At 51.3% G+C, this 25,093-nt stretch carries 23 protein-coding genes and 2 tRNA genes; 12 read left to right on the forward strand and 13 right to left on the reverse strand.

Features of this window, described 5'->3' with window-relative positions; all coding sequences use genetic code 11:
* From FDW95_RS10345 to FDW95_RS10355, 3 genes are all read left to right on the forward strand, one after another.
* The coding region (locus FDW95_RS10345; RefSeq protein ID WP_170972985.1) for an inverse autotransporter beta domain-containing protein at positions 1-3,859 on the forward strand (3,859 nt) is incomplete at its 5' end.
* Positions 3,860-3,913: 54 nt separating this feature from the next.
* Complete coding sequence (locus FDW95_RS10350) at positions 3,914-4,576, forward strand: ZirU family protein (RefSeq protein WP_223240221.1); 663 nt, start codon at positions 3,914-3,916, stop codon at positions 4,574-4,576.
* Between the two features lie 75 nt (positions 4,577-4,651).
* Positions 4,652-6,313: a hypothetical protein gene (locus tag FDW95_RS10355; protein ID WP_115258592.1), complete on the forward strand. Its 1,662-nt coding sequence runs from the start codon at positions 4,652-4,654 to the stop codon at positions 6,311-6,313.
* A gap of 163 nt (positions 6,314-6,476) precedes the next feature.
* On the opposite strand, the gene FDW95_RS10360 is transcribed toward FDW95_RS10355, so the two are convergent.
* From FDW95_RS10360 to FDW95_RS10370, 3 genes are all read right to left on the reverse strand, one after another.
* Positions 6,477-6,553: transfer RNA gene (locus FDW95_RS10360), tRNA-Val, on the reverse strand.
* Between the two features lie 4 nt (positions 6,554-6,557).
* A tRNA-Val gene (locus FDW95_RS10365) sits at positions 6,558-6,634 on the reverse strand.
* A 247-nt stretch (positions 6,635-6,881) separates the two neighbouring features.
* Positions 6,882-7,265, reverse strand: a complete 384-nt coding sequence (locus tag FDW95_RS10370) for a cupin domain-containing protein (RefSeq protein ID WP_115258590.1) — start codon at positions 7,263-7,265, stop codon at positions 6,882-6,884.
* Between the two features lie 197 nt (positions 7,266-7,462).
* On the opposite strand from FDW95_RS10370, the gene FDW95_RS10375 reads away from it, so the two are divergent.
* On the forward strand, positions 7,463-7,648 hold the full coding sequence (locus FDW95_RS10375; protein WP_115258589.1) for a hypothetical protein: 186 nt from the start codon (positions 7,463-7,465) through the stop codon (positions 7,646-7,648).
* On the opposite strand, the gene trpS is transcribed toward FDW95_RS10375, so the two are convergent.
* The 5 genes from trpS to FDW95_RS10400 form a co-directional block, all read right to left on the reverse strand.
* Complete coding sequence (gene trpS, locus FDW95_RS10380) at positions 7,634-8,638, reverse strand: tryptophan--tRNA ligase (protein ID WP_115258588.1); 1,005 nt, start codon at positions 8,636-8,638, stop codon at positions 7,634-7,636. The two genes, FDW95_RS10375 and trpS, sit on opposite strands and share 15 nt — an antisense overlap.
* 233 nt (positions 8,639-8,871) lie before the next feature.
* On the reverse strand, positions 8,872-9,675 hold the full coding sequence (locus tag FDW95_RS10385; RefSeq protein ID WP_115259951.1) for a PhzF family phenazine biosynthesis protein: 804 nt from the start codon (positions 9,673-9,675) through the stop codon (positions 8,872-8,874).
* A gap of 116 nt (positions 9,676-9,791) precedes the next feature.
* Positions 9,792-11,576, reverse strand: a complete 1,785-nt coding sequence (locus tag FDW95_RS10390) for a diguanylate cyclase (RefSeq protein WP_115258587.1) — start codon at positions 11,574-11,576, stop codon at positions 9,792-9,794.
* A gap of 118 nt (positions 11,577-11,694) precedes the next feature.
* Positions 11,695-12,804, reverse strand: coding sequence for an AI-2E family transporter (locus FDW95_RS10395; protein ID WP_096757171.1), 1,110 nt, complete (start codon positions 12,802-12,804; stop codon positions 11,695-11,697).
* 119 nt (positions 12,805-12,923) lie between these two features.
* Positions 12,924-13,817 (reverse strand): ABC transporter six-transmembrane domain-containing protein, encoded by an 894-nt coding sequence (locus tag FDW95_RS10400; RefSeq protein WP_170972986.1) that lies wholly within the window; start codon positions 13,815-13,817, stop codon positions 12,924-12,926.
* A 99-nt stretch (positions 13,818-13,916) separates the two neighbouring features.
* Here FDW95_RS10400 and FDW95_RS10405 point away from each other — a divergent pair, with 99 nt between their 5' ends.
* The gene (locus FDW95_RS10405; protein ID WP_115258586.1) at positions 13,917-14,489 is read left to right on the forward strand and encodes a TetR/AcrR family transcriptional regulator; all 573 of its coding nucleotides are present in this window, start codon (positions 13,917-13,919) and stop codon (positions 14,487-14,489) included.
* 28 nt (positions 14,490-14,517) lie between these two features.
* Here FDW95_RS10405 and FDW95_RS10410 read toward each other — a convergent pair whose 3' ends face one another.
* Positions 14,518-14,862 (reverse strand): DUF1294 domain-containing protein, encoded by a 345-nt coding sequence (locus FDW95_RS10410; RefSeq protein ID WP_115259949.1) that lies wholly within the window; start codon positions 14,860-14,862, stop codon positions 14,518-14,520.
* Positions 14,863-15,591: 729 nt separating this feature from the next.
* On the opposite strand from FDW95_RS10410, the gene FDW95_RS10415 reads away from it, so the two are divergent.
* The 4 genes from FDW95_RS10415 to catA all read left to right on the forward strand — a co-directional run bounded on the left by FDW95_RS10415 (position 15,592) and on the right by catA (position 17,818).
* Positions 15,592-15,981 carry a hypothetical protein gene (locus tag FDW95_RS10415; RefSeq protein ID WP_115258585.1) on the forward strand — a complete coding sequence of 130 codons (390 nt, stop codon included), beginning with the start codon at positions 15,592-15,594 and terminating at the stop codon, positions 15,979-15,981.
* A gap of 239 nt (positions 15,982-16,220) precedes the next feature.
* Positions 16,221-16,595, forward strand: coding sequence for a hypothetical protein (locus FDW95_RS10420; protein WP_115258584.1), 375 nt, complete (start codon positions 16,221-16,223; stop codon positions 16,593-16,595).
* 82 nt (positions 16,596-16,677) lie between these two features.
* Positions 16,678-16,926: a hypothetical protein gene (locus tag FDW95_RS10425; protein WP_135912098.1), complete on the forward strand. Its 249-nt coding sequence runs from the start codon at positions 16,678-16,680 to the stop codon at positions 16,924-16,926.
* A 214-nt stretch (positions 16,927-17,140) separates the two neighbouring features.
* Complete coding sequence (gene catA, locus FDW95_RS10430; protein ID WP_115258583.1) at positions 17,141-17,818, forward strand: type A chloramphenicol O-acetyltransferase; 678 nt, start codon at positions 17,141-17,143, stop codon at positions 17,816-17,818.
* 127 nt (positions 17,819-17,945) lie between these two features.
* Here the strand turns inward: catA and FDW95_RS10435 are convergent, their stop codons facing one another.
* Complete coding sequence (locus FDW95_RS10435; protein WP_115258582.1) at positions 17,946-18,254, reverse strand: monooxygenase; 309 nt, start codon at positions 18,252-18,254, stop codon at positions 17,946-17,948.
* Between the two features lie 143 nt (positions 18,255-18,397).
* On the opposite strand from FDW95_RS10435, the gene FDW95_RS10440 reads away from it, so the two are divergent.
* Positions 18,398-19,096, forward strand: coding sequence for an RluA family pseudouridine synthase (locus FDW95_RS10440; RefSeq protein WP_115258581.1), 699 nt, complete (start codon positions 18,398-18,400; stop codon positions 19,094-19,096).
* Between the two features lie 45 nt (positions 19,097-19,141).
* Here the strand turns inward: FDW95_RS10440 and mdtK are convergent, their stop codons facing one another.
* On the reverse strand, positions 19,142-20,515 hold the full coding sequence (gene mdtK / locus FDW95_RS10445) for an MdtK family multidrug efflux MATE transporter (protein ID WP_115258580.1): 1,374 nt from the start codon (positions 20,513-20,515) through the stop codon (positions 19,142-19,144).
* 217 nt (positions 20,516-20,732) lie between these two features.
* Here mdtK and FDW95_RS10450 point away from each other — a divergent pair, with 217 nt between their 5' ends.
* Positions 20,733-21,374 carry a riboflavin synthase subunit alpha gene (locus tag FDW95_RS10450; protein ID WP_096757165.1) on the forward strand — a complete coding sequence of 214 codons (642 nt, stop codon included), beginning with the start codon at positions 20,733-20,735 and terminating at the stop codon, positions 21,372-21,374.
* A gap of 45 nt (positions 21,375-21,419) precedes the next feature.
* Here the strand turns inward: FDW95_RS10450 and cfa are convergent, their stop codons facing one another.
* Both cfa and punC read right to left on the reverse strand, forming a co-directional pair.
* Positions 21,420-22,568: a cyclopropane fatty acyl phospholipid synthase gene (cfa, locus tag FDW95_RS10455; protein WP_115258579.1), complete on the reverse strand. Its 1,149-nt coding sequence runs from the start codon at positions 22,566-22,568 to the stop codon at positions 21,420-21,422.
* A 285-nt stretch (positions 22,569-22,853) separates the two neighbouring features.
* On the reverse strand, positions 22,854-24,062 hold the full coding sequence (gene punC, locus FDW95_RS10460) for a purine nucleoside transporter PunC (protein WP_115258578.1): 1,209 nt from the start codon (positions 24,060-24,062) through the stop codon (positions 22,854-22,856).
* Positions 24,063-24,174: 112 nt separating this feature from the next.
* On the opposite strand from punC, the gene punR reads away from it, so the two are divergent.
* Complete coding sequence (punR, locus tag FDW95_RS10465) at positions 24,175-25,086, forward strand: DNA-binding transcriptional activator PunR (RefSeq protein ID WP_096757162.1); 912 nt, start codon at positions 24,175-24,177, stop codon at positions 25,084-25,086.
* The last annotated feature ends 7 nt before the right edge of the window (positions 25,087-25,093 follow it).

Consider the following 25,093-nt stretch of genomic DNA (forward strand, 5'->3'; position numbering starts at 1 on the left):
AATCAGTAAGTTGGCAGCATCACCTACGACGCCGGTACTGGCAACAATAACAAGCGAACCTCAATCGTCGCAATGGCAAAGCGAATTACTTGCACGACCTTCTGTCGTATATGTGCTTCAGGCCGAAGAAACAACGGATTCCGTTGCCGAACGCTTAGGTCTGACGACCATCCAACTGCGCTATTTCAACCAATTCAGAACATTTAACAAACCGTTTGAACAATTAGGTCAGGGTGATGAGCTTGATATTCCGGCCCCAGCCTCCGGTGGGAATAAGGCGGCAGGCGCGAGTGACAAGCTACACCAGGAACAGGAAAACGACACCGGGGTTAAACGCCTTGCCAGCGGTGCTTCGGGCCTGGCGAATATTCTGGAAAACGGCGATGCGGCACAAGCGGCCAGCGGTCTGGTCCGTTCGGAAATTAACAGTAAAGCGAATGAAACAGTCACTGGCTGGTTAGGGCAGTTTGGCACGGTACGGGCGCAGTTGAATGTCGGCGAACAGTTTTCCCTTGATGATAGCAGCGTAGATTGGCTGGTGCCGGTATATGAAACACAGACGAATGTCTTATTCACCCAACTGGGTTATCAGAATCAGGACGACCGTAATACGCTGAACGTTGGCGTGGGCGTACGTCATTTCAGCCATGACTGGATGCTGGGATTTAATACCTTTTATGACGCCGATTTGAGTGGCGATCATCGTCGCCTTGGCGTTGGGGCTGAACTGTGGCGCGACTATTTTCAACTTGCTACCAACGGGTATTTCAGACTGTCTGACTGGAAGGCCTCGAAAGACGTGGAAAATTATGACGAACGCCCGGCGAACGGTTTTGATGTCAGAGTGCAAGGTTGGTTGCCTGACTATCCGCACCTTGGCGGCAAGTTTATCTATGAGCAGTATTTTGGCGATGAGGTCGGGCTGTCTGGCGAAGACGAACGTGAGAAAAATGCCTGGGCCTTCACGACCGGTATCACCTGGACGCCGTTCCCACTGATGACGCTGGGTATTGAGCAGAGTATGGAAAAGGGTGATGAGCGAGACACCAGCGTGCAAATGGAGCTGGCGTGGCGACCGGGTGAAACCCTGGAGTCTCAACTTTCGCCTGATGAAGTGGCCTCTCTGCGCGAGCTGGAAGGTAGCCGCTACAGCCTGGTTGATCGTAATAATGTCATCACTCTGGAATATCAGGCACAGGATCTTGTGCAGTTGACGCTTTCTGAAGAGGCGATTCAGGACGCTGAATATACAGTGCATACGATTTCGACCGATGTCACGAGTGAATACCCGCTGGCGCAGGTCACCTGGGATAACGCGGCGTTTCTGGCGGCTGGCGGAGAGTTTCGCGAGCTGAGCGTGAATATGTTTTCACTGACATTGCCTCCTTACCAACGCTCGCCATCCTCAGACGGGACGGCAAACCAGTATCGCGTCGTTGCGATGGCAGAGGATACCGAAGGGAATACCAGTAATGCCCAGACCTTGCTGATTGAGGTTCTACCCGTAAATCTGGCGTTTGGCGATGCGTTACAGGTCACCGGTAACGGTGCGCCCGCTGATGGTAAAACGCCGGTTACTGTGACCGCAACCCTGGTCGATGATGACGGCAAACCGGTTAGCGGAAAAAATATCACCATGGGAATGACATTCGCCGACGGCAGTATCACCGCTGAGGATGTGATGAGCGATGCGGCAGGGCGGGCGATGTACAGCGTGGTCTCTCACGTTGCGGGTCAGGCAACGGCGACGGCCAGGGTGCATGAACTGAGCCAGAGCACGAAAGTATTGTATAGCCAGGCGAATTCGGGTGTCGATGAAATGTACTCGGCGTTGCTGGTGAACCCGGCGGTGATTCGGGCCGATGGCGAAGATGTTGCTGAAATGACCTACAAAGCCAATAACAGCGAGGGCGAGCCGGTAACGGGCCTCAAGAACGTGTCGTTTCAGGTGTCCGGTGTGCCCAATACCACCTCCACAGTAGTGCGTGAAGTCGCGCCGGGTATCTATCGTGCAAAGTTGAGCGGTGTTCATGCCGGGAAAGGCGTGGTGCAGGTTATGCAGGGAAATGTCGTGGCGAAGACCTTGCGCCGTCCGGTTACCCTCATCTCCACCGGTAACCCTGTCGACCCGCAGCAATCTTCTTTAAATGCGACGCCGGGAAGAATATCCGCCAATGGTAACGCGGAATCGACTCTGGTTCTGCAGTTAACCGACAGCAGCGGGAACCCACTGAAAGAAAAAAACGTCCGATTTACCAGTAGCCTCGCCGGAACGACGATCGGCAACGTCACTAACCGGGAGGATGGTACGTATACCGCCACATTGACGGGTACCGCAACCGGAAACGCAAAAATAAGGACGCATGTTAACGGGTTTCTGACCACTATCGCGCCGACGGTGGTCAAGCTGGTACGTGATGATAATTCGGTCAGTCTTGAGGCTGTGGTGGTGCTTGACGATCATGCGCTGGCGGATGGTGTAGATGAGAATGTCATCAAAGTCACCACCTTTAACGCGGATGGGACGCCAGCTGCGGGTGAAACCGTACGACTGTACGCGAACAATCATGCGGATATTCCCCCAGCAGCCACCACCGATGCTAACGGTGAGGTCTCGGTGTCGTTGACCAGTCGGGTCGCGGGTGAGGTCACGGTGATTGTTGAACTTAACGGCAGCACAGAGGAAGTTGAAACGAGTTTTGCCGTTGATGATGACAGCCTGGATCCAGCGAAATCTCAACTGAATGTCGTCCCTGAACGTATTGAAGCGAATGGCAATGCTGAATCATTTATTCACTTTTTATTAAGGGATCAGCAGGGCAACCCGGTTACCGGGCAAAAAGTGACCTTCACCAGTCCTCTGGAGGGCACGACTATCAGTCAGGCTAAGGATAACCATAACGGCCTGTATAAAGCGTCGTTATCTGGCGTAACAGCGGGCGTGGCCGAGATTTCTGTCAACGTGAATGACCATCACTTTGCGGTTACTCCAGTGAGCGTTACGCTCACGCCAAAAGTGGGTGAGGCCGGGCAGGGCGTCACGCAGGTGGTGGCAGACAATGCGCCGGCCAATGGCAGATCGGCGAATCAGGTGAAGGTCACCATACACCATGCGGATGGGCGTCCGGCCAGCGCGCAGGCGGTGCGATTCGTGGCGACTAACGGGGCGGCAGTACCCACCTCGGTGATGACTAATAGCGAAGGCGAAGCAATGGCCATGGTGACCAACCGCATCGCCGGAAAATCCGTGGTGTCGGTGATGTTAAACGGACATGTCCAGCAGGTTGAACTCACCTTTCTGTCTGATGAAGGCAGCGCCACCATTTTCCCTGGCGACCTGCGCATCATAGCGGACAACGCATTAGCTAACGGAACTGCTGAAAATAAAGTCAGCGCGACCGTCAGGGATGCGTTTGGTAATCCTGTGGCGGGGCAGCAGGTGAAATTTAAGGCCAGCCACGGCGTACGTGCTTCTGCACAGGGTGTGACCGATGCGAACGGCGTGATAACAGCGACCCTGACGAGCACTGCTGCGGGACGCAGCGAGGTTGTGGCGCTAATTAATCGTCGCGGCGAGCACGTGTCGGTTAATTTTGCCCCCTTTGCATCATCGGTGAAAGTGCTACGCAATGGGCAAGCGCTGACCACCCATCCGCAGGTGGGCGACCGTTTATCCGCTGTCGTCATGTGCGGTGAAATTGTCTGCGAGGAGCAGCCAGAACATTTTCAGTGGCAGGGGGAAACCGCTGCAGGCAGTAACCAGTTCACCGCGATTCCACAGGCGACGGGCCGTATCTATGTTGTGTCTGGCGAATGGCAAAAACGTGCTTTGCGCGTGGAAACACAAGAATCACCCTGAAACCCGTAATTTCCCGGCTGACGCCTTAATCCCTTTTTATTATTGAGTACGCAAATGAAACGCAAAAACTTTACCTTAACCGCCAGTAGCGCGATGTTAATCCTGTCATTTCCCGCCCTGGCCGTCTTGTCCGATCCAACCGATACCGTAAAAGGACGCGTGCCGGTTATCACCCAGAGCACGATTGTTTCTGCTGATACCAACAGCAACGGCGTCTTCGACATTGGCGATGTGATTTCCATCAGCCAGCAGGGCGCGTTCAGCGACCCGGACGGGGATGCAGAATCGCAAAGAACCTTTCAGTGGCAGGCGGATGGGGCAGATATTTCGGGCGCCACCAGTGATACTTACACCGTGACGGCGAGTGATTTAGGCAAAAAGATCACCGTGTTGGTTACGCCGCATACTGACCCAACGATAACCGATCCGGATACCGGTATCGCAGTTGCGTCAAATGAGCTGTCAGCGGCTTCTGCATCAACGCCGATCGCCGTACAGATTGATGGCGCAGTGAATGGCTTCCCGCAGGTTGATACTGAACTTAGCGCCGTCGTACAACTGGCTGACGGCAGCGCCGGTGATGCTGGCACCTATCAGTGGAAGATTGAGACCGCGATTGGTTCTGGCGTATACCAAAATATTCCAGGTGCGAACGGTAAGACTTACAAACCGGTAGCCGGGGATCAGAAACGTAAGATACAGATCGAGGTGAATTAATGTCACCCATTGTGCAGCAGCGAAGTGTTCAAGCGCTGCTGCGTATAATCGCCGTTCATTCGGATTGCCAGAGCTATGAAGCTGAATAGTGTCGCGCTCACTCTGCGCAGCGCCGCGGGTGTGCTGGTTGTTTTTGTCGCCACGGAAGCCCTGGCGGTGACAGCACAGACCGCGACGGTAAAAGGACGCCCGCCCGTGGCCGGTCAACTGCAGGTGATTAACACCTCTGCGCCGGGATTAAATCCGGCTCAGGGAGATACGCTGGAGATTGCGTATCAATTTCACGATCCTGATGGTTTGCAGGAAAGTCCATCAGAGACCCTGTTTCGCTGGTTGGCCGACGAGCAGGTAATCTCAGGGGCGAATGAGCGTCTTTATACGCCCGGCCCCGCGCAGAATAAACGCTACCTGACGTTTAAGGTGTTGCCGGTTGAGATTGAACCTTCCGATCCCGACCGACCGGATGCGCCTTTTGTCAGCCCAAACGCGAACGCGCCGGTGCTACCCGCGCGAGCAGACTTGTCGGCCGCGTTTCATTATGCTTCGCCAGCGCTGCGCTGGGGGGATGCGTATATGCACTGTGCGAACAACGGCATGCGTTTACCAGATGAGGGCGATCTGCAGGATATGTTTGTGACCTACACTCGGGCAAATCGTGTGGGGCAAGATTCTAAAGGCGATTTACGGCATACCTATGGCATTGCTGGACGTAACGCTATCTGGACGACACGCGCGCTCAATGATACGCACCATGCGGTGATTAATGCTTTTACCGATGGGCGTAGTAGCGCGGCGGCAAACACCAGCAGACAGACAGTGGTGTGCGCGCAAACCGGTATACCTGACATGCTCCCGGCGATCGTCAATTTAGCGATACCGGCGCCCCGCGAAGGGGAAGATGTCACACTTTCCTATCTTTATCAGGGGAATGAGACGATTCCCGACCGGTCGCGTTTTCAGTGGTTTCGTGCGGATAACGCCGCAGGAACGGCCAGAAAAACGGCAATTCCAGGCGCGGTGGAAAAAAGTTATACCCCCGTTGCAGAGGATGTAAATCGCTATCTGGTGGTGGAAGCCACGCCAGCAAGCTATGACACGGTAATGGGGACAATGGTCAGTACGGTCAGCGAGCAAGTGGCACCAGGCGGCAGCAACGTCCTCCCTGGGAACACGACTATTCACGTCAATGGCGCCACGTTTGATACCGACAGCGGTTTTCCTCGCAGCGGATTGGTTGGTGCCAGTTTCCAGTTGCGCATGAATGGCAATGCTGCCAGCAACCGGGAGTATTCCTGGCATGACGATCGTTCGTGGTTAAGCGTGGATGATAAGGGTGTGGTGACGTTTAACCGTCGGCCTGAAGGCGCAGAGAAAACTGCCACCATTACCATACGGTCGAAAAATGATGGTGGATCTTATGCTTATACCTTCACGGTCACGAAGTGGTTAATCACTGACGGCAATCCAACAGGATTTAATAATGACTGGTGTGGTAAACAAGATGATGGCTATCGTCGGCCGACTGCAGAGGAATCGACCCGCAACGGCGAGCGAGCGGCTTCAACCGGACGCTGGTGGAGCGAGTGGGGGCCGTTGTACAACTTTGGTGGCAACTGGGTCAACGCACCTTACTGGATAGATGAACTGGGCAGTAAAAATACGTTGAATATGAGTAACGGGATAGTGACGAATACCAGGAAAAGCAGTCACGTGGTCTGTATAGCGGATGTGAATTAAGGCGTTTTTCTGAACGGATGGTTGCCTGTAAGACGGTGAGGAAAGCAGGCAGCCACAGCCAATTGTTGAAGGCCGAATAGTAATTACGTAAGAGTGTTTTTTTGAAACAATGAAAGTGTAGAGAAAGACGAGAGAGTAAGCACCAAATCAACGGGAATTGATTTGGTGCGTCCGAGTGGACTCGAACCACCGACCCCCACCATGTCAAGGTGGTGCTCTAACCAACTGAGCTACGGACGCAAGATGGTGCGTTCAATTGGACTCGAACCAACGACCCCCACCATGTCAAGGTGGTGCTCTAACCAACTGAGCTATGAACGCAACGTTGTAGGTGACAACGGGGACGAATATTAGCGGCACAGACCGAATGAGGCAAGAGGGAAATTGTGTTTTTCTGCATGTTTTCACGCGATTGCAGAGTAATTAAGCAAGTTGACTATATTTTGTTGATTTTGCAGCGTGTTTTTTATTCACCCGATCCTTTGGGTGCACAAGTCAGGCGTGCGGGGGAGAATCAGAACCACTCCAGTAAGTCCCGAATGTCGCGAACATCCGGGGCTTTTTGCTGTTATGGCGAGTCGTTACAGCCGGTATTTTTATGTCTGGCCCAGTCGACCATGCCCTGAAAGTCAACAATGACCACCGACTCATCCCCGACGACCCAGGCATCGTGCCCTGGAGGGATGCGTGACAGATCGCCGGGGCGGCAATCAAATTCACTGCCATCGTCCATTTTTACCCGCAGCACCCCGGCTACGTGGTATTGAAAATGCGGGGCTTCACAACTCTTTGTTCCCGCTATCGACTGGATCGATGTCGCCCATCGCCAGCCGGGCTCCAGCACCGCACGTCCGACGATGGCTCCGCCGATATTGAGAAGTTCCAGTCGTCCATTCGCAAACTCGCGAACCTCATCTGGTATATCGAATGATTTCACATCTGCTTTGTCCATTGCGCACCTCCTTAGCTTGATTACGCACATGGCCGCTCTTCAATTATATCAGCCTGGTTGTTTTTTGTTCGGTTTCACCATGGGGAATTCTGCAACAGGACCTACCCGTAGACCGGGTTTAAGCCGTGCCCGGATTAGCGTAAAATGTCCGCTTTCTGCCGCAACGCTACTGGCTAACTCAACCAAGTGAATTTTTGATGAAAAATAATCCGACGCTCTCCCTGATGTGTTTTCAGATGCTGGAATCTGGCGCGAGTCGCCGTACGGTGAAAAGGGCTCTGACATCCCGCCGTGTCAAGGGACGTCAGGCTGTGGTGCTGCTCTGCAAGCAAGAGATGGCGCTGCTGAGAAGCGGGAAATTGCGCGTGTCAGAAAACGGGTAATCCCAGCCCACACTTCACTTCCCTTACTGTTTTCTGCGTGACGTCGTGCGCCCGCTCGCTCCCTTTTTGCAATAGCGCCATCAACATGCCCTTATCCTGGATGTAGGTCGCACGGCGTTCTCGCATGGGGGCAATGAGTTCTTGTAAACACACCTCCAGCTCATTTTTACAGGTTTTATCCCCCAGCCCGCCTTGTTGATAGTTCGCTTTCATCTCCGCAATTTTTGCTTTGTTCGGGTGAAATGCGTCCAGATATGTGAACACTATATTGCCGTCTATCTGCCCCGGGTCGGTCACTTTTAAATGGTGAGGGTCGGTGTACATGGCGCTGACCGCGCGATGAATGGCCTCTTCGCTGACAGAAAGGAGCAACGTATTGCCAAGTGATTTCGACATTTTGGCGTTGCCGTCGATACCCGGGAGGCGACTGGTTTCGCTGAGCATTGCCTTACAATGCTGTAAAACGGGAGTCGGTAACAGGCTATTCATCTTATGTACAATTTCGTTAGTCTGCTCGAGCATCGGTAATTGATCGTCGCCGACGGGAACAACGTTGGCTTTGAAGGCCGTAATATCTGCTGCCTGGCTGATCGGGTAAACCAGGAAACCAACCGGCAAAGAGCGGGCGAACCCTTTTTGCATAATTTCATTTTTTACCGTTGGGTTACGCTCTACGCGCGCCACGGTAACAATGTTCATATAAAGCGCAGTCAGTTCAGCAAGTGCCGGTAGAGCAGACTGCAAGCAAATTGTCGTGAGTGAAGGATCAATCCCTGCGGCAAGATAATCGGCGAGCACTTCGGGGATGTTATTGCGGATCTTTTGCGGATTGCTGCCGTTATCGGTAAGCCCCTGAAGATCCGCGACCAGCACAAACTGTTGATAGTCACGTTGCAGGGCAACACGCTGGCGTAGCGAGCCAACAAAGTGGCCGAGATGTAATGGGCCGGTTGGGCGATCGCCAGTAAGAATAATGGTTTTGTTGTTCATGCCAGACTCCTTAGTCATCAAACCGAAAGGGGTCTTTCAAATGCAAATAACCGCCTTTCGGCGGTTATTTAAAATGGGGAAAACACATTCTGGCCGCCTTTAAGAAGGCTGCCACCACAGGTTGTTATTAACGCTGTTTACATCGTGTTTTGTATTCATTTAATGAACATATCATGGTGTGATGAAGAGGTAAAGCCATGCACGCTGCGAGCTGATTGGCGTGACAACCGTTATTATCGCGCGTTCTCACGCAACTGTACTTTACCTGTCAGATACGTTGTGGCTTGACCACCAATATGGACACGATCGCCCACTAACTTGCAGCGTAAATCCCCGCCGCGCTCGGACACCTGGCGTGCCAGCATCTGTGTTTTGTTCAGTTTCTCAGCCCAGTATGGAATGAGCATGCTATGTGCCGAACCTGTGACAGGGTCTTCCGCAACGGCCTCGCCTGGGCAGAAGAAACGACTGACAAAATCGTATTCCCCATCGCCTGGCGCCGTAATGCAGACCATTTTTCCCAGCGGAAGCATGGCGTGAATATCCGGGCGTACTGCTGCAATCTGCTGCTGATTCTCCATAACGACCATGTAATCACGTGCCACGCGGACTTCTTTGTATTCCGTGATACCCAGCGTTTCCAATAGTAAAGGCGGCGGTATAACCGATTCGGTATTCCAGGCGGGGAAATCAAGCGTCAGCCATTCGCCACTGCGGGTCACGGTCAGCGGGCCAATAAATCGGGTTTCGAAGTGAATTGTGGTGTCCGGGTAGTCAAGATGTTCAAAGATGACGTGTGCAGCAGCCAGTGTGGCATGCCCGCATAAATTGATTTCACCCTGAGTGGTAAACCAACGTAGCTCAAAGCCGCTATCGGTGGTGACAAAGAAGGCGGTTTCTGACTGGTTATGTTGCTGAGACATTTTTAATAATATCTCATCGGGCAACCATTCTGTAAGAGGACACACTGCGGCGGCATTGCCACCAAAAGTGGTGTCGGTAAAGGCATCTATCATGTAAAAATCAATGTGCTTCATCGTATAGTCCTCTTGTTGTTCTCCGGTCATCTCACGCTCTACCATGCCATGACAACGTGCAATTTCGTATTGGTTTATGCTCTTGCAGGCAATAACATATCGCGATATGCCCGCGTTTAGCTCGCTTGCAGCATACCGAAGCTCACGATTCGCGATCGGCCCAACTCTTTGGCGCGATACAGGGCCACGTCAGCGGCGCGCAGCAGGTTGTCGCTTTGGGCGTGCTGTGGGTAGCTGGCAACGCCAATAGACACGTCGATATGGCTGATGTCCGACGTCCCAAAGCGCAGCGTAAGCGCATGCACGCCGTTGTAGATGTCCGTCGCCATGCGGTTAGCCTCTTCTTCACCCATGCCGCTGAGCAGGACCAAAAACTCTTCACCACCGTAGCGGAACGCCATCCCACTGTCGCGTATGGCGCGCTGAATAATCGCGGCAACGCCCTTGATAACGCCATCGCCCGCCTCGTGGCCGAACCGATCGTTGACATCTTTGAAGTGATCAATATCAATCATCAGGCAACTGATGGGTGTCTGATTATGTATCGCCTGGCCCATCTGGGTGCGCAAAGTGTCTTCCAGATGATGGCGATTGCGCAGACCGGTCAGCGGGTCGTAGAGTGCTTTTTCCAGTAACGCATCGCGCAGACGCTGATTGGCTAATGCCAGACCGAGCGCTTCTGCCATCAGTTCCAGATACGCGCGGGAAGGCGCGGTATCATCGCTGAGATTCTGAAATGAGAGCAGGCCGATAGCCTCCCCCTGAGCAATCAACGGCACACACAGCGTGTGAGCCTGACATGACTCTGGCAGATGGTAGCAGGCGATGTCCGGCTCGCCGTGGACCGGGGGATGACTCTGCCCGCGACGCACGGCCCAGCATTCGTCCGGGTGGAAGGCATCCGCTTTTCCCTGCGGAGAAAGCCACTCAGCGACGCAGCGCATCTGCCACGGTTCCCGGTCAAGAATGTAGAGGCGTCCGGCGACGCCGGGAGCAATATTCGGCGCGAACAGTTGTGCAACATTGATAACGTCAGCGAAGTTCTCACACCCCTGTAAGCGCTGAGTCATCCGTGCCAGCAGTTCGCGTATCGCCCAGTCGGCGTCACGCTCTTTCTCCAGCCGCTGCCGTACCAGGCCGTTCTCGCGAAAAATGCGGATGGCCTGTGCCATATCGCCGATTTCATCAATCTGGTTAAAGTTAGGTGTTTCAACCGCGTAATCCTGCGAGGCCAGTCGATGAACGACGTCGCTCAGTCGCACGACGGGGCGTAGCACCCGACGTTTTAAAATAAAGCCGAGGACAAACAAAAACAGCAGTGCCGTCAGTCCGACCATCACTTCAGACAGCGTGCGCAGTGTACGGGACGTCTGCGTGGCGTCCTCAATGGCGTTGCGGGCGCGGCTGTCGAGCATCTGGCGGAAATGGTCTATTTTATCCTGCGTCCGTTCGAGCTCCTGCTCATAGGATTTACCGAAGAGCAGGGCGATAGCCTGCGCCTGCTCTCCGCGCGCGACGCTTTCGATCGCCGTCTGTTGTTCATTCTGTAGCGTATCAACAATTTGCAATCCCTCGTGCAGGAGCGCCAATTCTTCCCCTGATGCTCCGGTATCCTTCAGTTTCGTCAATCGGTGCTCAACGGCTTTTAGCGAGGTCTCTTTCTGTTGGTAGGCTTGCAACGCATCAGGATCTTTACTGACCACATACAGGCGCGCCAGATCGGACAGTGACCAGGCGTCAATTTCAACTTCTTCGGTCAGCTGATCGAATATATACCGCTGTTCTACCGCCTGTCGTTCGGTGTTATCGGCGTTTGACGCCATTAGCATGACCACGCCGGAGGCGAGGGTCAGGCATACCGTCGCACTGTAGGCCCAGTTGGTGATTGTGGCTATTCGCACCTGTTTATTCCTTTTGCGACGAGTAATGAATGTGCATGATTGAAATTATAGAAAACGTATGATTTTGCGTGACAATAAAAAGGCGACCCCGTGGTCGCCCTTTGTTATCGTCATATCGTTATAAATCTGGAGGATTTTTTCCTTCTTCCATAAAGTCTTTATCGATCTCCTCCACGTTGCCCTCGTGATCGCGCCCGGATAACAGATTCCAGCAGGCAAGGAACAGTGCCGCGATCAATGGGCCAATGACAAACCCGTTAATACCGTAAATCTCCATCCCGCCGAGGGTGGAAATCAAAATTAGATAATCGGGCATCTTGGTGTCTTTGCCCACCAGCAATGGGCGCAAAATATTGTCTACCAGCCCGACGATAATGACGAAGAATCCGACGATAAACAGTCCTTGCCACAACTGCTGTGTGGCAAAGAGGAAAATTGCCGCGGGTACCCAGACAATGGCTGAACCCACTGCAGGCACCAGTGAGAGAAACGCCATCAATGCGCCCCACAGAACGCTGCCGTCGATGTCCACAATGGCAAAAGCAATGCCACCGAGTGTGCCCTGAACCACCGCGACCACCGCTGTGCCTTTTACCGTGGCACGGGTGACACCGACAAATTTGGCAAACAGGTGCTGTTTGGCGAAATCGGTCAGCGGTAAAGAATCCAGAATCTGACGCACCAGGTACGGCCCGTCCTTGAGCAGGAAAAACAGCAGATACAGCATGATGCCAAAGCTGATGGCAAAGCCGAATGTCCCTTTGCCAATCAGGAATGCACTGCCGGCGAGGTACTGCCCGCCCTGTAATGCAACATCGGAGAGCTTTTGCTGAATTTGTGCCACGTTATCCAGATGGTGGTCCGCAAGGAATCCTCTGGCCCAGTCAGGGAGATACGACAGGATCGCGGTGACGACTTCCGGGAACTGCGTGTTGTTCTGTTGCAGCTTGCTGTACACCACGTTCAGTTCAATAGCCAGTGATGACAGGATCACCATCAGGGGAATAAAGACAATCAGGCAGATAATGCCAATGGTGATAAGCGACGCCAGCCCGTTGCGATCGCCCAGCGCGCTGCGCAGTTTGTTTTTCACCGGATTAAAAATAGTGGTTAATATCGCGGCCCACAGAATGGCGGAAAAGTAAGGGGACAGCACATCAAAGAACGCCCACGTCACCAGGGCGAGAATGAAAATGAAAAAACCTTTGGTCAGTCCGTTAAAACGCATTAGTGGATCCTGTAAATAAGAAGCAGTCCCGACTATAGAACTGTTCAGCGGATTTACCAACCTGCAACTGTCGGCGTGCCAGGGCACGCTGAGCGAAATGGACGTGAGTCTACCGGGGTTTATTCATGTCCGGTGTTTACTCGTTTACCAATATCTTTGAGCTGAGAATACTTTTCCAGCAACTGCGGAGCATCATCCAGGCTCATGGCAAACATCCACATATAGGTCATCACAGAGTAAATGTGACCCGCATCAGCCCCGCCGCCGAGCGTCATGATGAGGATCGTCATGCCAAATAACAGAGCGACCACAATGCCAATGGACAAGTAACCCAGCGCTTCACGGTCGGATAAACAAATACGCAGCCTGGACAACAGGCGGTAATGTTTGCCGAGCGGGGAGGCGGCGGCACTATTGACCATGGCTATCTCTTTTTCGAGTCGATTATTTAATCGCAGGAAAAGCGCTTCGTTTTTGCGTGTATAGCTGCTCAGGAACAGTGAAAAAAAACCAAGAATGACAAGACAGGCCACACCCGTCCACAACTCTATAACCAGCAGCATGATGGCAGCCCCCAGAATAGAGGCGATCGAGGTGATCAGCGCAGGCAGATGCTTTTCAAAAAAATCGACGAACTCGCGGGAAAGCGCGACCCGTGCTGCAATGGTCGAGGTATTTTGATTGTCCCGACGTTGAGCGAGAATGACGGGAACAGCCAACTCAGCATAGATCCGGGTAAATGTACGGGTATCAACACTCCGACGAGCCGCCCCTATGGCCCACATAATAAAGACCACAACGGCATAAAAAACCGCGTGTAAGGCGTTACCCGCAATAATTGCATTGATGGCAAAGCCGGCCATTAGCGGATACAGCAGATACGTCAGGTTCTCGGCAACTACGAGAAGAAATGTGACCAGGAGTTTTTTACGGTGGCGGCGGGCCAGAGACTTAAGCGTGCCAACTGCACTGTATAAGGATGTGGATTTATCGTGACTCTTCAGGCTTATCATTATCTGTGATTCTGTTAAAATTAATAATTGAGCGGTTGCTCAATTATTGCATGTCGAGTGTATTTGAGCGGTTGCTCAAAGTCAATGCGGGGTGAATTGATGAAAAAAAAGACAGAAGAGTTGAGAGTACGAATTCTGGATGGCGCGGTGGCGCTGTTTATCGAAAAAGGGATAGAGAAGGTGACAACCCGGGAGTTGACGGAACATCTCGGCCTTTCTCGCAGCCATATCTATCACTACTTTAAGGACTGGCAGTCACTGTGCCTTGCCGCGCTGGAAAGATTTATGCAACAAGAGCTGGACGATTTAGCCGAATCGTTAGCCGGGCGCGAACCTCACGAAAAGTTAAGTGTATTGATCAAATACTACCTTCCTGAAGGTCCGGATGCCGTCTGGCAGCTTTATGACTCTTTATGGCGTCTGGCGAGCCATGACGCCGCTTACGCAGAGCTTGCAGAGCGCAATATGAATTGCTGGATGGAAATGATAGCCGACATTATTCGTGAAGGTGTGGGGTTGAAAGCGTTCCGGGCGCTGGACGCCGAACGTGTTACACGCCAGTTCGTTGCCATGCTTAACGGGTACTCAGAGAACCTGATTATTCATCCTTCACCTGAAAAATGTCAGTTGGCCAGCGACGATCTCCACGACTTTATCAGGCAGATGTTGTAAAGCTGTATAGTTCGCGCGTAGCCAATGTTCAGAAAGGCGAGAAAGGATAGAGTTGATACACCGCTACCATCACGGAAATGCTCAATAATACGCTGATGATAAAGTAGGTTTTGAATGGCTGTTTGTGTGTTTTGTGGCGAAAGAGTTGCTGACCTGCTATCGCGCCGGGCCATCCGCCGACAACGCCAAACATCAGTAATGTGGACTCTGGCACTCTGCGCCAGGCTTTTCGCGCCGCCATTTTGTCCATGCCGTAAATCATCAGCGTCAGTACGTTGGCGAGCAGTAACCATATAATAAAGGGATGAGATGTAAACAGGCTGCCGATCGCGGCGAGGATCAGCAGCAAATAACAACCGCGATTGAGATTCATAGTATTCGCCACAGCCATTTCCAGAGAGTATCGACCCTGCATTGTACGCAATACCCACGGTGAGCTGAACCCCTGTCGGAAGCCGTAACCATAACCTGTTACTCATAAACCTTACTGGAATAATGTTCTATTCTAAAATTTGTCTTTTTAATACTAGACTTGTGCGCAAGGACGCTCACAAATAAAAATACGCGATGCCAATTGACTTACATCAATCTTTAGTCCTATTTTTACTACTCCTTTAGAGATAAATACACATCCTTCTTTAAGGGGTTGTTACAGATATGGACAGAGATGATAGAGGGTTATTGCTAAGAGGAGAGGCTTGACGAGTGGGGAAATTGAAAAGTTAATGGCTGGGCAGGTGTGAATGTCTACATTAATATATTATAAACCGATTTTTATTATATATCGTAATGTATTGTCAGTGCTTATAATTAAAGTGAGCATAGTGTAATGCAGATTCACTTTTATGTATTCAACGCCACCATATTTTCCTTTCAATATCACTGTGTCTTCTCATCGTTCTTCTGATTTCCCACTTGTTATGATAACTTTCATATGAAGTAAATGCGCTAAATAGATGCTGCTTTTAACATTTAACGAACAAATTTCAAGGTGTTTTCAGCCGTTGACTTGAATTTACCAGACGGTCATATTTCAACACGCGAAATATCACTACCGCCCGTGGACGCGGTGCAACGGATTTAACGAACTGGAAACCAAAGAATGAAAAAAGTACTCATCGCTAGCCTGACCTTAGTCGCAATGACCACCGCGCCAGCGCACGCCATCAACGCACAGTACCGTGCCCAGTTGGAGCGTTCCGGCTGCAACGAGATGAATGCTGGCAAGGGGTGCGACATCCACAAAACAAAGGCAGAGAATGCAAAAAACGCCGTGAAGCATACACCTAACTCGGTAAATGAATCCAACGTGCCGCAGTACGTTAAAGAGGCTGAGAATATTATCAACCTCAAAGGGATCGCCGCAGAAGAATATTTGATAGAGCGTGGCTGGCGTCAGCAGGCAGATGGCGACTGGGAAAAAGGCGCTCACCTGATGCGCGTCATTGAGGATAAAAAAGGATTTGTGGCAAATGCCCAGATCATCAAGTAATAAAAGACCCCACACCGGGGGCCAGCCTTCGGCTGTTCAAATTCGTTCCTGACGAATTTATCACACAATTACTGACTTTATGAAATTCGAATTATTTTGGATATAGGGGGATGTTCTTCAGAAATATGTAGTTTATCGCCATGGATAAAGAAAAGCTTTTTAAAGCATAAAATACGTGGCGGTATGATTGGGTGAGCTGTAAATAAAAACATTGACGATATACACAAAGGGTAAATGTAATGAAAGCAAAATTAATTATGGTGTTGCTTTGTTTGTCTGTGGTGGGTAATGCTAACGCTATTAGCGCCTCATACCGTAGCCAGCTTGAGAAATCAGGTTGCACACAAGTTACTGATGGTAACGGCACATGTGATATTCATAAAAGTAAACGCGAAAACATGAAACACCATCACGCGGAATTAGCCCCCGCTGAACGCACTATAGATCAGGCTGTAGCCGGTAAAAAATTGAGTGAGGTTGTTCCCCTACTGGTTGCTAATGGCTGGGAACAGGATGATAACGCACCTTTAGAATTTGTCTCAAAAGAAGGTGTACGGATGATTTTAGACGTTAATCAGTCTAATGATCAGGTACAGGGCGTAAATTTAAAATAATGAATAATCCTATTTTTATACTGTGGGCGGTAGTCTGTTTAGTAGGTTACATCATAACACTTCATCTTTATCGAGTTGATCAATGAAAACTATTTTTAAAATTCTGATGGTTTCTGCGGTTTGTGGTTCCCTCTATGGCTGTGTGGTACCTCTTGCAAATGATGATTATCAGGGAGCTGGCCACCATCATCATAAAAACAATAAGGGTTATAATGAAGAAGCAGGAAATCATAGCCATTATGTGACTCGAGACGGATTCACTCTGCCGCCTTGTGATGAAATCCCCGATGCCTCCCAGGCAGATAATGGCAACCGTTGCTGGTTCGAATGATAAACGATACGCAACTGACAGCGTTGTCGTGTTAGCGCATTGATAGTGCTCGCGTTCAATACTTCAAGGGAGGCGATACGTCTCCCTTTATCATCTTATATATTAAAGGGTTATCATTTCCTTCCCTTATTTACAAGGATGCGCTACTCTCACGAATGCGTTCGCAACCAAAATGGTTCGGGTCTGTATGCGTGCTTATTAAAGGCTACTAAAAATGAAAAAAACAATCCCAGAATATACGCCAGTTGACTTATCTTGTTGGGCAAGGAAGGAGCATTTTGAGGTATTTCAGACCTTTGCTCAAAGCACAATTAACCAAACAGTTCTCTTAGACATTACCGCGCTGTTAAAACATATAAAAGAGGTTGGCTGGAAATTTTATCCTACTATTATTTTCCTGCTCTCTAAAGTCGTAAACAGACATACAGAGTTTCGTATGGCGATAAAGGACAGTGAGCTTGTCATATGGAATGAAGTTCATCCAAGTTATACGATTTTCCATAATGAAACGGAGACCTTTTCATCATTATGGAGTCACTACGATGGCAATATTCATCACTTTCAACATGTTTATGCAGAAGACATGGCACGTTATGGTAATAACCTTTCTTACTGGCCTAAGGGAGAGTCGCTGGAAAATATATTTTTCGTGTCGGCCATTCCTTGGGTAAGTTTTACCAGTTTCAATATCAACGTTGCCAACATGCAGAACTTTTTTTCCCCCATGTTCACTATTGGGAAATACTACAACCAGGATGGAAAAGTAATGTTACCCCTCGCCGTTCAGGTACATCATTCCGTGTGCGATGGTTTTCATGTGGCAAGATTGATCAATGAGTTACAAAAGATTAGCGATAACATATTGCACCATTCAGAAGAGCGAAATGCTTGATGTGCCAGACGATCTCTTATTACCAGCAAGGATAGCAGTCATGTCTGCTAAGAGTACATAACCTCCTGCTAAAGGGCTGCTTGAACGTAAAGCCGCCCTTTATTTTGCCTGTGATGAAGCAACAATGTTACTCAGTCATGCCGTGGTTAATGCGCGTTAACGGTTCATTGACATTAAAGATTTTGAATTGCACGTTTTGCACACCCAGCGGCTTCAGACGGGCTGTATGCTTTTTAACATATGCCAGCGCAGTTTCTTCGTCCTGGAACAGGTAGATGCCGCCGGCTTCCTGGGTTGCTTCGTTTTCTGTCCAGATTTTCCAGATAAAGCCAGGCTCCTGGTTAATGGATTCTGCCAGGTCGACAAGCTGGCGTGACATCTCTGCGCCAAACGGGCCCTGAAAATCAAAGTGCAACTGCAATAGTGTGTTTGACATAATTCCTCCATGGATAACGCTGATGCGGGTAAGTCAGTATCTTATTTTTAATTTATTGCACAATAAACGTCAAAAGATCGCTGATTCGCCAGTCGGTTGAAAATTCGTTATGATCCGCTCCCGTACTTTATCATGGCTGCCTGATGTCTACTCTCTTTGATACCTTTATTGCTCCGCCGTGCCATGACGAGATAGAGGTCCTCTATCAGGACGACCATCTGCTTCTTATCAATAAACCCACCGGTTTGCTAAGTCTGTCGGGAAAAAATCCGCAAAATATCGACTCGGTACATCACCGGCTGGTTCAGATTTATCCCGGCTGCACGCTGGTGCATCGACTTGATTTTGGCACTTCCGGGCTGATGGTGATTGCCCGCAATAAGGCTACCAATGCTGCGCTGTGCCAGCAATTCAGCCTGCGCGCTGTTACCAAGGTGTATAGCGCCTTGCTCTGTGGGCATTTGAGCGAGGATGAAGGGGTGATAGACGCTGCTATTGCCAAGGATCCGGCGCTGTTTCCGCTGATGTCGATATGCGCCATCAGCGGCAAACCCGCGCGCTCCCGCTATCGGGTTGTCGAGCGCTTTAATCATCCGCTGAAAGACGGGACTGTACTGCCATTAACGCGGGTACAGCTTTTCCCCGAAACCGGTCGCACCCATCAGTTGCGTATTCACTGTCAACATCTGGGATACGCCATTTGGGGCTGCGATCTGTACGGGGGGCGTCTGTTGCCGGGTACAGAACGGACGCCACGACTGATGCTGCATGCCAGCGAACTGCATTTTAAGCATCCTGTCAGCGGAGAAGCGATCAACGCCCACAATGGCAGTCCGTTCTGAATAGGGTGGAGAGAATAGCCGCCGGGGGACGGCTATTGCGGGGTGTTATCGCGCCGCGCGTTGTAAAATAATGGCGGACGGCTGGCGTTGCAGATAACGCATGCGCAGCATCATCATTACTGCAGCAGAGGTCAGACCGATAATAAAGCCGATCCAGAAACCTGCTGGACCCATGCGTTCAACTACCAGGTCGGTCAGTGCGAGGATATATCCGCTCGGTAAACCCAACACCCAGTAAGCGATAAAGGTGATAAAGAAAATGGAGCGCGTATCTTTATAACCACGCAGGATCCCACTGCCAATGACCTGAATCGAGTCCGATATCTGATACACGGCGGCCAGCAACATGAGCTGGGCAGCTAGCGTCACCACTTCAGGATTATTGTTGTAGAGCAGGGCGATGTGCTCACGCAGGGTCACGGTGAACACTGCGGTTAACACCGCCATGCAAACACCGACGCCCAACCCGGTTCTGGCTGCAGTTTGGGCGTCAAGCGTTGACCCCTGGCCCAGACGATAACCCACGCGAATCGTTACGGCGGCTGCCAGCGACATCGGCAGAACGAACATGAGCGAGCTAAAGTTCAGCGCGATTTGGTGTCCGGCCACGTCCACAATCCCCAGCGGGGAAACCAGCAATGCCACTACGGCGAACAACGTTACTTCAAAGAATAACGCCAGCGCAATCGGTAAGCCCAACTGGATCAGGCGCTTCATCACCGCGGTATCGGGTTTCTGGAAACCGCGGACGTTGCGAATATCACGCATTGAGCGCGCATGTTTAACGTAGGACAACATGGCGAGAAACATCACCCAGTACACCGCCGCAGTGGCAACGCCGCAGCCTACGCCGCCGAGTTCTGGCATGCCAAAATGCCCATAGATGAAAATGTAGTTAACCGGGATGTTGACCAACAGGCCGAGAAACCCCATCACCATCGCCGGTTTGGTTTTGGCCAGACCTTCACACTGGTTACGAGCTACCTGGAAGAATAAATAGCCAGGCGCGCCCCACAACAGCGCGCGCAGGTAGCCGACGGCTTTATCGGCCAGCGCCGGATCGATATTATCCATGGAGCGGATAATGTATCCCGCATTCCAGAGCACCACCATAATGAGCACAGATACGCTGCCCGCCAGCCAGAAACCCTGGCGTATTTGATGAGCAATGCGGTCGCGGCGACCCGATCCGTTAAGTTGCGCAATGACTGGCGTCAATGCCAGCAGGAGTCCGTGACCAAATAAGATGGCCGGGAGCCAAATGGAGGTCCCGATAGCGACGGCAGCCATGTCCGTCGCGCTGTATCCACCCGCCATGACGGTATCGACGAACCCCATTGCGGTTTGGGCGATTTGCGCAAGAATCACCGGAATTGCCAGAGCTAATAACTGACGCGCTTCGATTACATACTTTTGCACGTTTACACCATTATATTGTTGTTATTTGAGAGACTAAAAAAGCCGCCTGAGAGGGCAGCAAGAAGAAAATACAGGGGAAATTGCAGTCTATTGTAGCGAGGAATACGTAATTCTCCAGTGAAAAAACAGGTGGGGGCGGTGCATTGCTGGCAACCGCAATTTTCACCTGCTATTGTGCACAACAGATATGTCTTAATTACGTTCAGGAGTTAGAGGTATGTTTACGGGTATTGTGCAGGGCACCGCGAAACTGGTGTCTATTGATGAGAAACCAAATTTTCGTACGCATGTAGTGGAGTTACCTGAATACATGCTGGATGGCCTGGAGACGGGTGCATCGGTGGCACACAATGGTTGTTGTCTGACGGTGACCGACATTAACGGCAATCACATCAGCTTTGACCTGATGAAAGAAACGCTGCGTATTACCAATCTGGGCGAGCTTAAAGTGGGCGATCGGGTCAACGTAGAGCGCGCGGCAAAATTCAGCGATGAGATCGGCGGGCATTTAATGTCAGGCCATATTATGACTACCGCTGAGATATCAAAAATTCTGACCTCAGAAAATAATCGTCAGATCTGGTTTAAGGTGCAGGATGCGTCGTTGATGAAATATATCCTGTACAAAGGATTTATCGGCATTGATGGTATCAGCCTGACGGTTGGCGAAGTAACACCGACGCGTTTTTGCGTGCATTTGATCCCGGAAACGCTGGAGCGTACGACGCTTGGTAAGAAAAAACTGGGGGCTCGGGTCAACATCGAAATCGACCCACAAACGCAGGCGGTCGTGGATACCGTTGAGCGCGTGCTGGCGGCAAAAGAAAGTGCAGTAAATCACGTCACCGGCGAAGTCTAAGCCGGCGCGTTTCCAGGCCCCCGTTGAAGGCGGGGGCGAGAATGACTAGCGTGGAACGCGCAGACCGTGTTCTACGCCACGTGAGAACACCACCTGCCAGAGCTGAATATCACGGGCGCGAAATGCGCCGGCACAGGCGTTGAGGTAGTAGCTGAACATACGTTTAAAGCGCTCGGTGTAGTGCTCGGTGATTTCAGGCCAGGTTGCCATAAAGCGCGTATGCCAGGCCATCAGCGTAGTATCGTAATCGGCGCCAAAGTTGTGCCAGTCTTCCATCACAAAATGCGGCTCGCTGGCTTTCGCAATCTGGCGCACGGACGGCAAGCAACCATTCGGGAAAATATACTTATTGATCCACGGATCGACGTTATTGTCGGTTTTTCTGGATCCAATGCTGTGGAGCAAAAACAGACCCTCTGGTTTTAAATTGCGATCGACAACATCAAAATAGGTGTTGTAGTTTTTTGGACCCACATGCTCAAACATGCCAACGGAGACAATGCGGTCGAAACGATCGTGCAGGTCGCGGTAATCCTCAAGCAAAATAGTGACATCCAGCCCTTCACACCGTGTTTGTGCCAGTTTCTGCTGTTCGGCAGAAATGGTCACCCCCACGACGCTGACGCCGTAATGGGCGGCCATAAACTGGGACAAGCCTCCCCAGCCGCAGCCAATGTCCAGCACGCGCATCCCCGGTTTGAGCTGTAATTTTTCGGCGATCATATTGAGCTTCGCCTGTTGGGCTGACTCCAGGGTCGTGGCGTCCTTCCAGTAGGCACAGGAATATTGCATGTAGGGATCAAGCATGCGGGTGAAGAGATCGTTGCCTAAATCGTAGTGTTCTTTTCCGACAACCCACGCGCGTTTTTTATTCTGTAAATTGAACAGGCGCGCGGCGGCGATTCGCAGCGTGTCTTTAAAGTGGCGGGGGAGTTGGCCTTCAAGGCCGGCACGTAAAACCTGAGTAAAAAACATGTCCAGCCGATCGCATTCCCACCAGCCATCCATATAACTTTCACCTAAACCCAGCGAACCTTCCTGTAAAACTCGCTTGTAAAAATCGGGGTTGTTAACGCGAATATCTGCCGGTGCAGTACCATTAATGGTAATGCCCGCACGGTTTAATAATTCACTGGTGATTCGATACCAGTCATCATCTGGTACGCTGACGTCTTCTATACACGATGAACTCATAGCTTCTCCATCACAGGTCGGTGATCAGAACCTTAAAACAGCGTAGACGCTTTTTTGGGCTTTGTGAGAAATCTCACGGAATGAATCCGCGAATCTGTTTTCCGACGTAGAACAGAGGAAGGGAGAACCCCTTACCGAAAAGGCCATCCGTGGTTAAGCGGGAACATGCGTGTTCCCGTTAACACATAAAAATTATCGTTTTTGTAACAACTGGAAATCAGTATAGGCCTGAATTTTTGTGGGTTCAATCAAAAAATATTAGCCCGCTAATTAATTATTCAAGCGCTATGAATGTGATTCGCCAGGCGCAGCAGTAGAAACCTCATCAGCGTGAGAGCGACATTCTTTCTGCGACTGCATTTTGTACCCCAGCGCGGCCAGCAACACCGTAGACAGCATGACGCCAGTAGTGGTGAATAGCGGCGTGCTGATCAACCACGACACAACCAGACTTGCCAGGAAGCATAAGCCCAGTTGAAGCGTATTCTGCAGCGCTGCGGCACGTCCTGTTGCCTGTGGGAAGGGACGCAAAGCCTGAGCAACGACAATCGGATAGATAGCACCGTTCGCTATTGCCATCACGCAGAATGGGATCAGGATTTCGGCCAGCGCAACGTGCTGAATAAAGCCGACCGCCCAGGTAGCGATAACGCTCACCGCATACAGAATGAGCAGCCACGGCAGTAATTGACGACCTTCCCATTTTTGCAGGGCGGCACGACAGCCGTATCCGCCGATCAAAAAGGCGATGGTTTGCGGCACATAGCTCAGGCCAATGACGGCCGGGCTATAGCCCATCTCGCTCAGGATAAACGGCGAGCCGGTCAGCCACGCGAAAAAGCTCGCGGAACAGGCCGCATAAATCAGCACGTTGCCGCGGTAGGTTCTGGAGCGCAGCAGGGTGGCAAAGGTGAGCTTATCCTGGCTATCGTCACGCGCTTTAGCCGTGGGCTTCAGGCGCAGGGCTGGCAGCATCAGGATCAGGGTGATGGCAAACAGGGTGGCAAAGATAGCCTGCCAGGAAAAATGCATCAGGATCCAACTGCCTAATAATGGCGCGAGCGCGGGAGATAACCCGACCAGCGGCATAATGGTGGCAAAGATACGGTTCACTTTTTGCGAGGGATAATAATCAGCAACCAGCGCCTGCCAGATAACCGACGCCGCACAGACGCCCACAGCCTGGATAAAGCGCAACACCAGCAAGCCGGTGGCGTTTTCGACCCAAAGCATGCCAAGACTGCTCAGCGCGAAGATGGAGAGGCCCAGTAGCAAAATAGGCTTGCGGCCATAATGGTCGGAGAGTGGCCCCCACAGAAGTTGCGCGATGGCAAAACCCGCCAAGAACAGGCTAAGGCTGGCGCTGACGGCTGATGCTGGGGTTTGCAAATCGGACTGAATAGCCGCAAATGCTGGCAAATACATATCCGTTGCCAGAAAACCGAGCACGCTAAGACCTGCCAGCCAGACTAAAAACCCTTTTCCAGGTTGCATCATTATTTCTCTTTATAAGCAATAGAACAGTGCCGCTGAGTGTAGTGAGTGAAATTCTTGCTGTGAAACGCTAATATTTGCTTATTGATTTCAAATTTTTTGCAGGCAGAGTATGTGGTCAGAATATTCCCTTGAAGTAGTGGATGCAGTCGCACGCAACGGCAGCTTTAGTTCTGCCGCCCAGGAGTTGCACCGCGTGCCTTCGGCGGTGAGCTATACCGTGCGTCAACTGGAGGAGTGGCTGGCTGTGCCTCTTTTCGAACGTCGCCATCGGGATGTGGAATTAACCCCCGCCGGGGCGTGGTTTTTAAAAGAAGGGCGTTCTGTTATCAAAAAAATGCAGATCACTCGCCAACAATGTCAGCAAATTGCCAACGGCTGGCGTGGGCAACTGGCGATTGCCGTCGATAATATTGTCAGGCCGGAACGGACCCGGCAGATGATTGTGGATTTCTACCGTCATTTTGATGATGTGGAGTTAATCGTTTTTCAGGAGGTGTTTAACGGCGTCTGGGATGCGTTATCGGACGGGCGCGTGGAGTTGGCGATTGGCGCGACGCAGGCTATTCCGGTAGGGGGGCGCTATACGTTTCGCGATATGGGAATGTTGAGCTGGAACTGCGTGGTGGCAAGTCATCATCCGCTGGCGTCGATGCCGGGACCGCTCAGTGACGATACGTTGCGCAACTGGCCGTCGCTGGTACGAGAAGACACCTCCCGTACGTTGCCAAAACGTATTACCTGGCTACTGGATAACCAAAAAAGGGTGGTAGTGCCTGACTGGGAGTCATCTGCCACCTGTTTATCGGCTGGACTCTGTGTTGGGATGGTGCCAACGCATTTTTCCAAACCGTGGATCGACAGCGGAAAATGGGTTGCACTACAGCTTGAAAATCCCTTTCCTGATGCCGCGTGTTGCCTGACCTGGCAGCAAAACGATACGTCACCCGCACTGAGATGGCTGCTGGACTATTTAGGGGACAGTGAAACGTTGAATAAAGAGTGGCTGCGGGAGCCAGAGTAAGGCTCCC

This window comes from Citrobacter sp. wls718 (assembly GCF_005280945.1).
Lineage (GTDB): Bacteria > Pseudomonadota > Gammaproteobacteria > Enterobacterales > Enterobacteriaceae > Citrobacter > Citrobacter gillenii.

What these genes read in the sequence shown, in the direction of transcription:
- FDW95_RS10375 (WP_115258589.1), top strand. Translation starts at nt 7,463, where the DNA reads ATGAAAAATAATCCGACGCTCTCCCTGATGTGTTTTCAGATGCTGGAA.
- FDW95_RS10450 (WP_096757165.1), top strand. Translation starts at nt 20,733, where the DNA reads ATGTTTACGGGTATTGTGCAGGGCACCGCGAAACTGGTGTCTATTGAT.
- FDW95_RS10385 (WP_115259951.1), bottom strand. Translation starts at nt 9,675, where the DNA reads ATGAAGCACATTGATTTTTACATGATAGATGCCTTTACCGACACCACT.
- punR (WP_096757162.1), top strand. Translation starts at nt 24,175, where the DNA reads ATGTGGTCAGAATATTCCCTTGAAGTAGTGGATGCAGTCGCACGCAAC.
- catA (WP_115258583.1), top strand. Translation starts at nt 17,141, where the DNA reads ATGAAAAAAACAATCCCAGAATATACGCCAGTTGACTTATCTTGTTGG.
- FDW95_RS10405 (WP_115258586.1), top strand. Translation starts at nt 13,917, where the DNA reads ATGAAAAAAAAGACAGAAGAGTTGAGAGTACGAATTCTGGATGGCGCG.
- FDW95_RS10350 (WP_223240221.1), top strand. Translation starts at nt 3,914, where the DNA reads ATGAAACGCAAAAACTTTACCTTAACCGCCAGTAGCGCGATGTTAATC.
- FDW95_RS10410 (WP_115259949.1), bottom strand. Translation starts at nt 14,862, where the DNA reads ATGAATCTCAATCGCGGTTGTTATTTGCTGCTGATCCTCGCCGCGATC.
- FDW95_RS10415 (WP_115258585.1), top strand. Translation starts at nt 15,592, where the DNA reads ATGAAAAAAGTACTCATCGCTAGCCTGACCTTAGTCGCAATGACCACC.
- FDW95_RS10395 (WP_096757171.1), bottom strand. Translation starts at nt 12,804, where the DNA reads ATGCGTTTTAACGGACTGACCAAAGGTTTTTTCATTTTCATTCTCGCC.
- punC (WP_115258578.1), bottom strand. Translation starts at nt 24,062, where the DNA reads ATGCAACCTGGAAAAGGGTTTTTAGTCTGGCTGGCAGGTCTTAGCGTG.
- FDW95_RS10400 (WP_170972986.1), bottom strand. Translation starts at nt 13,817, where the DNA reads ATGATAAGCCTGAAGAGTCACGATAAATCCACATCCTTATACAGTGCA.
- FDW95_RS10440 (WP_115258581.1), top strand. Translation starts at nt 18,398, where the DNA reads ATGTCTACTCTCTTTGATACCTTTATTGCTCCGCCGTGCCATGACGAG.
- cfa (WP_115258579.1), bottom strand. Translation starts at nt 22,568, where the DNA reads ATGAGTTCATCGTGTATAGAAGACGTCAGCGTACCAGATGATGACTGG.
- trpS (WP_115258588.1), bottom strand. Translation starts at nt 8,638, where the DNA reads ATGAACAACAAAACCATTATTCTTACTGGCGATCGCCCAACCGGCCCA.
- FDW95_RS10370 (WP_115258590.1), bottom strand. Translation starts at nt 7,265, where the DNA reads ATGGACAAAGCAGATGTGAAATCATTCGATATACCAGATGAGGTTCGC.
- FDW95_RS10355 (WP_115258592.1), top strand. Translation starts at nt 4,652, where the DNA reads ATGAAGCTGAATAGTGTCGCGCTCACTCTGCGCAGCGCCGCGGGTGTG.
- FDW95_RS10425 (WP_135912098.1), top strand. Translation starts at nt 16,678, where the DNA reads ATGAAAACTATTTTTAAAATTCTGATGGTTTCTGCGGTTTGTGGTTCC.
- FDW95_RS10435 (WP_115258582.1), bottom strand. Translation starts at nt 18,254, where the DNA reads ATGTCAAACACACTATTGCAGTTGCACTTTGATTTTCAGGGCCCGTTT.
- FDW95_RS10420 (WP_115258584.1), top strand. Translation starts at nt 16,221, where the DNA reads ATGAAAGCAAAATTAATTATGGTGTTGCTTTGTTTGTCTGTGGTGGGT.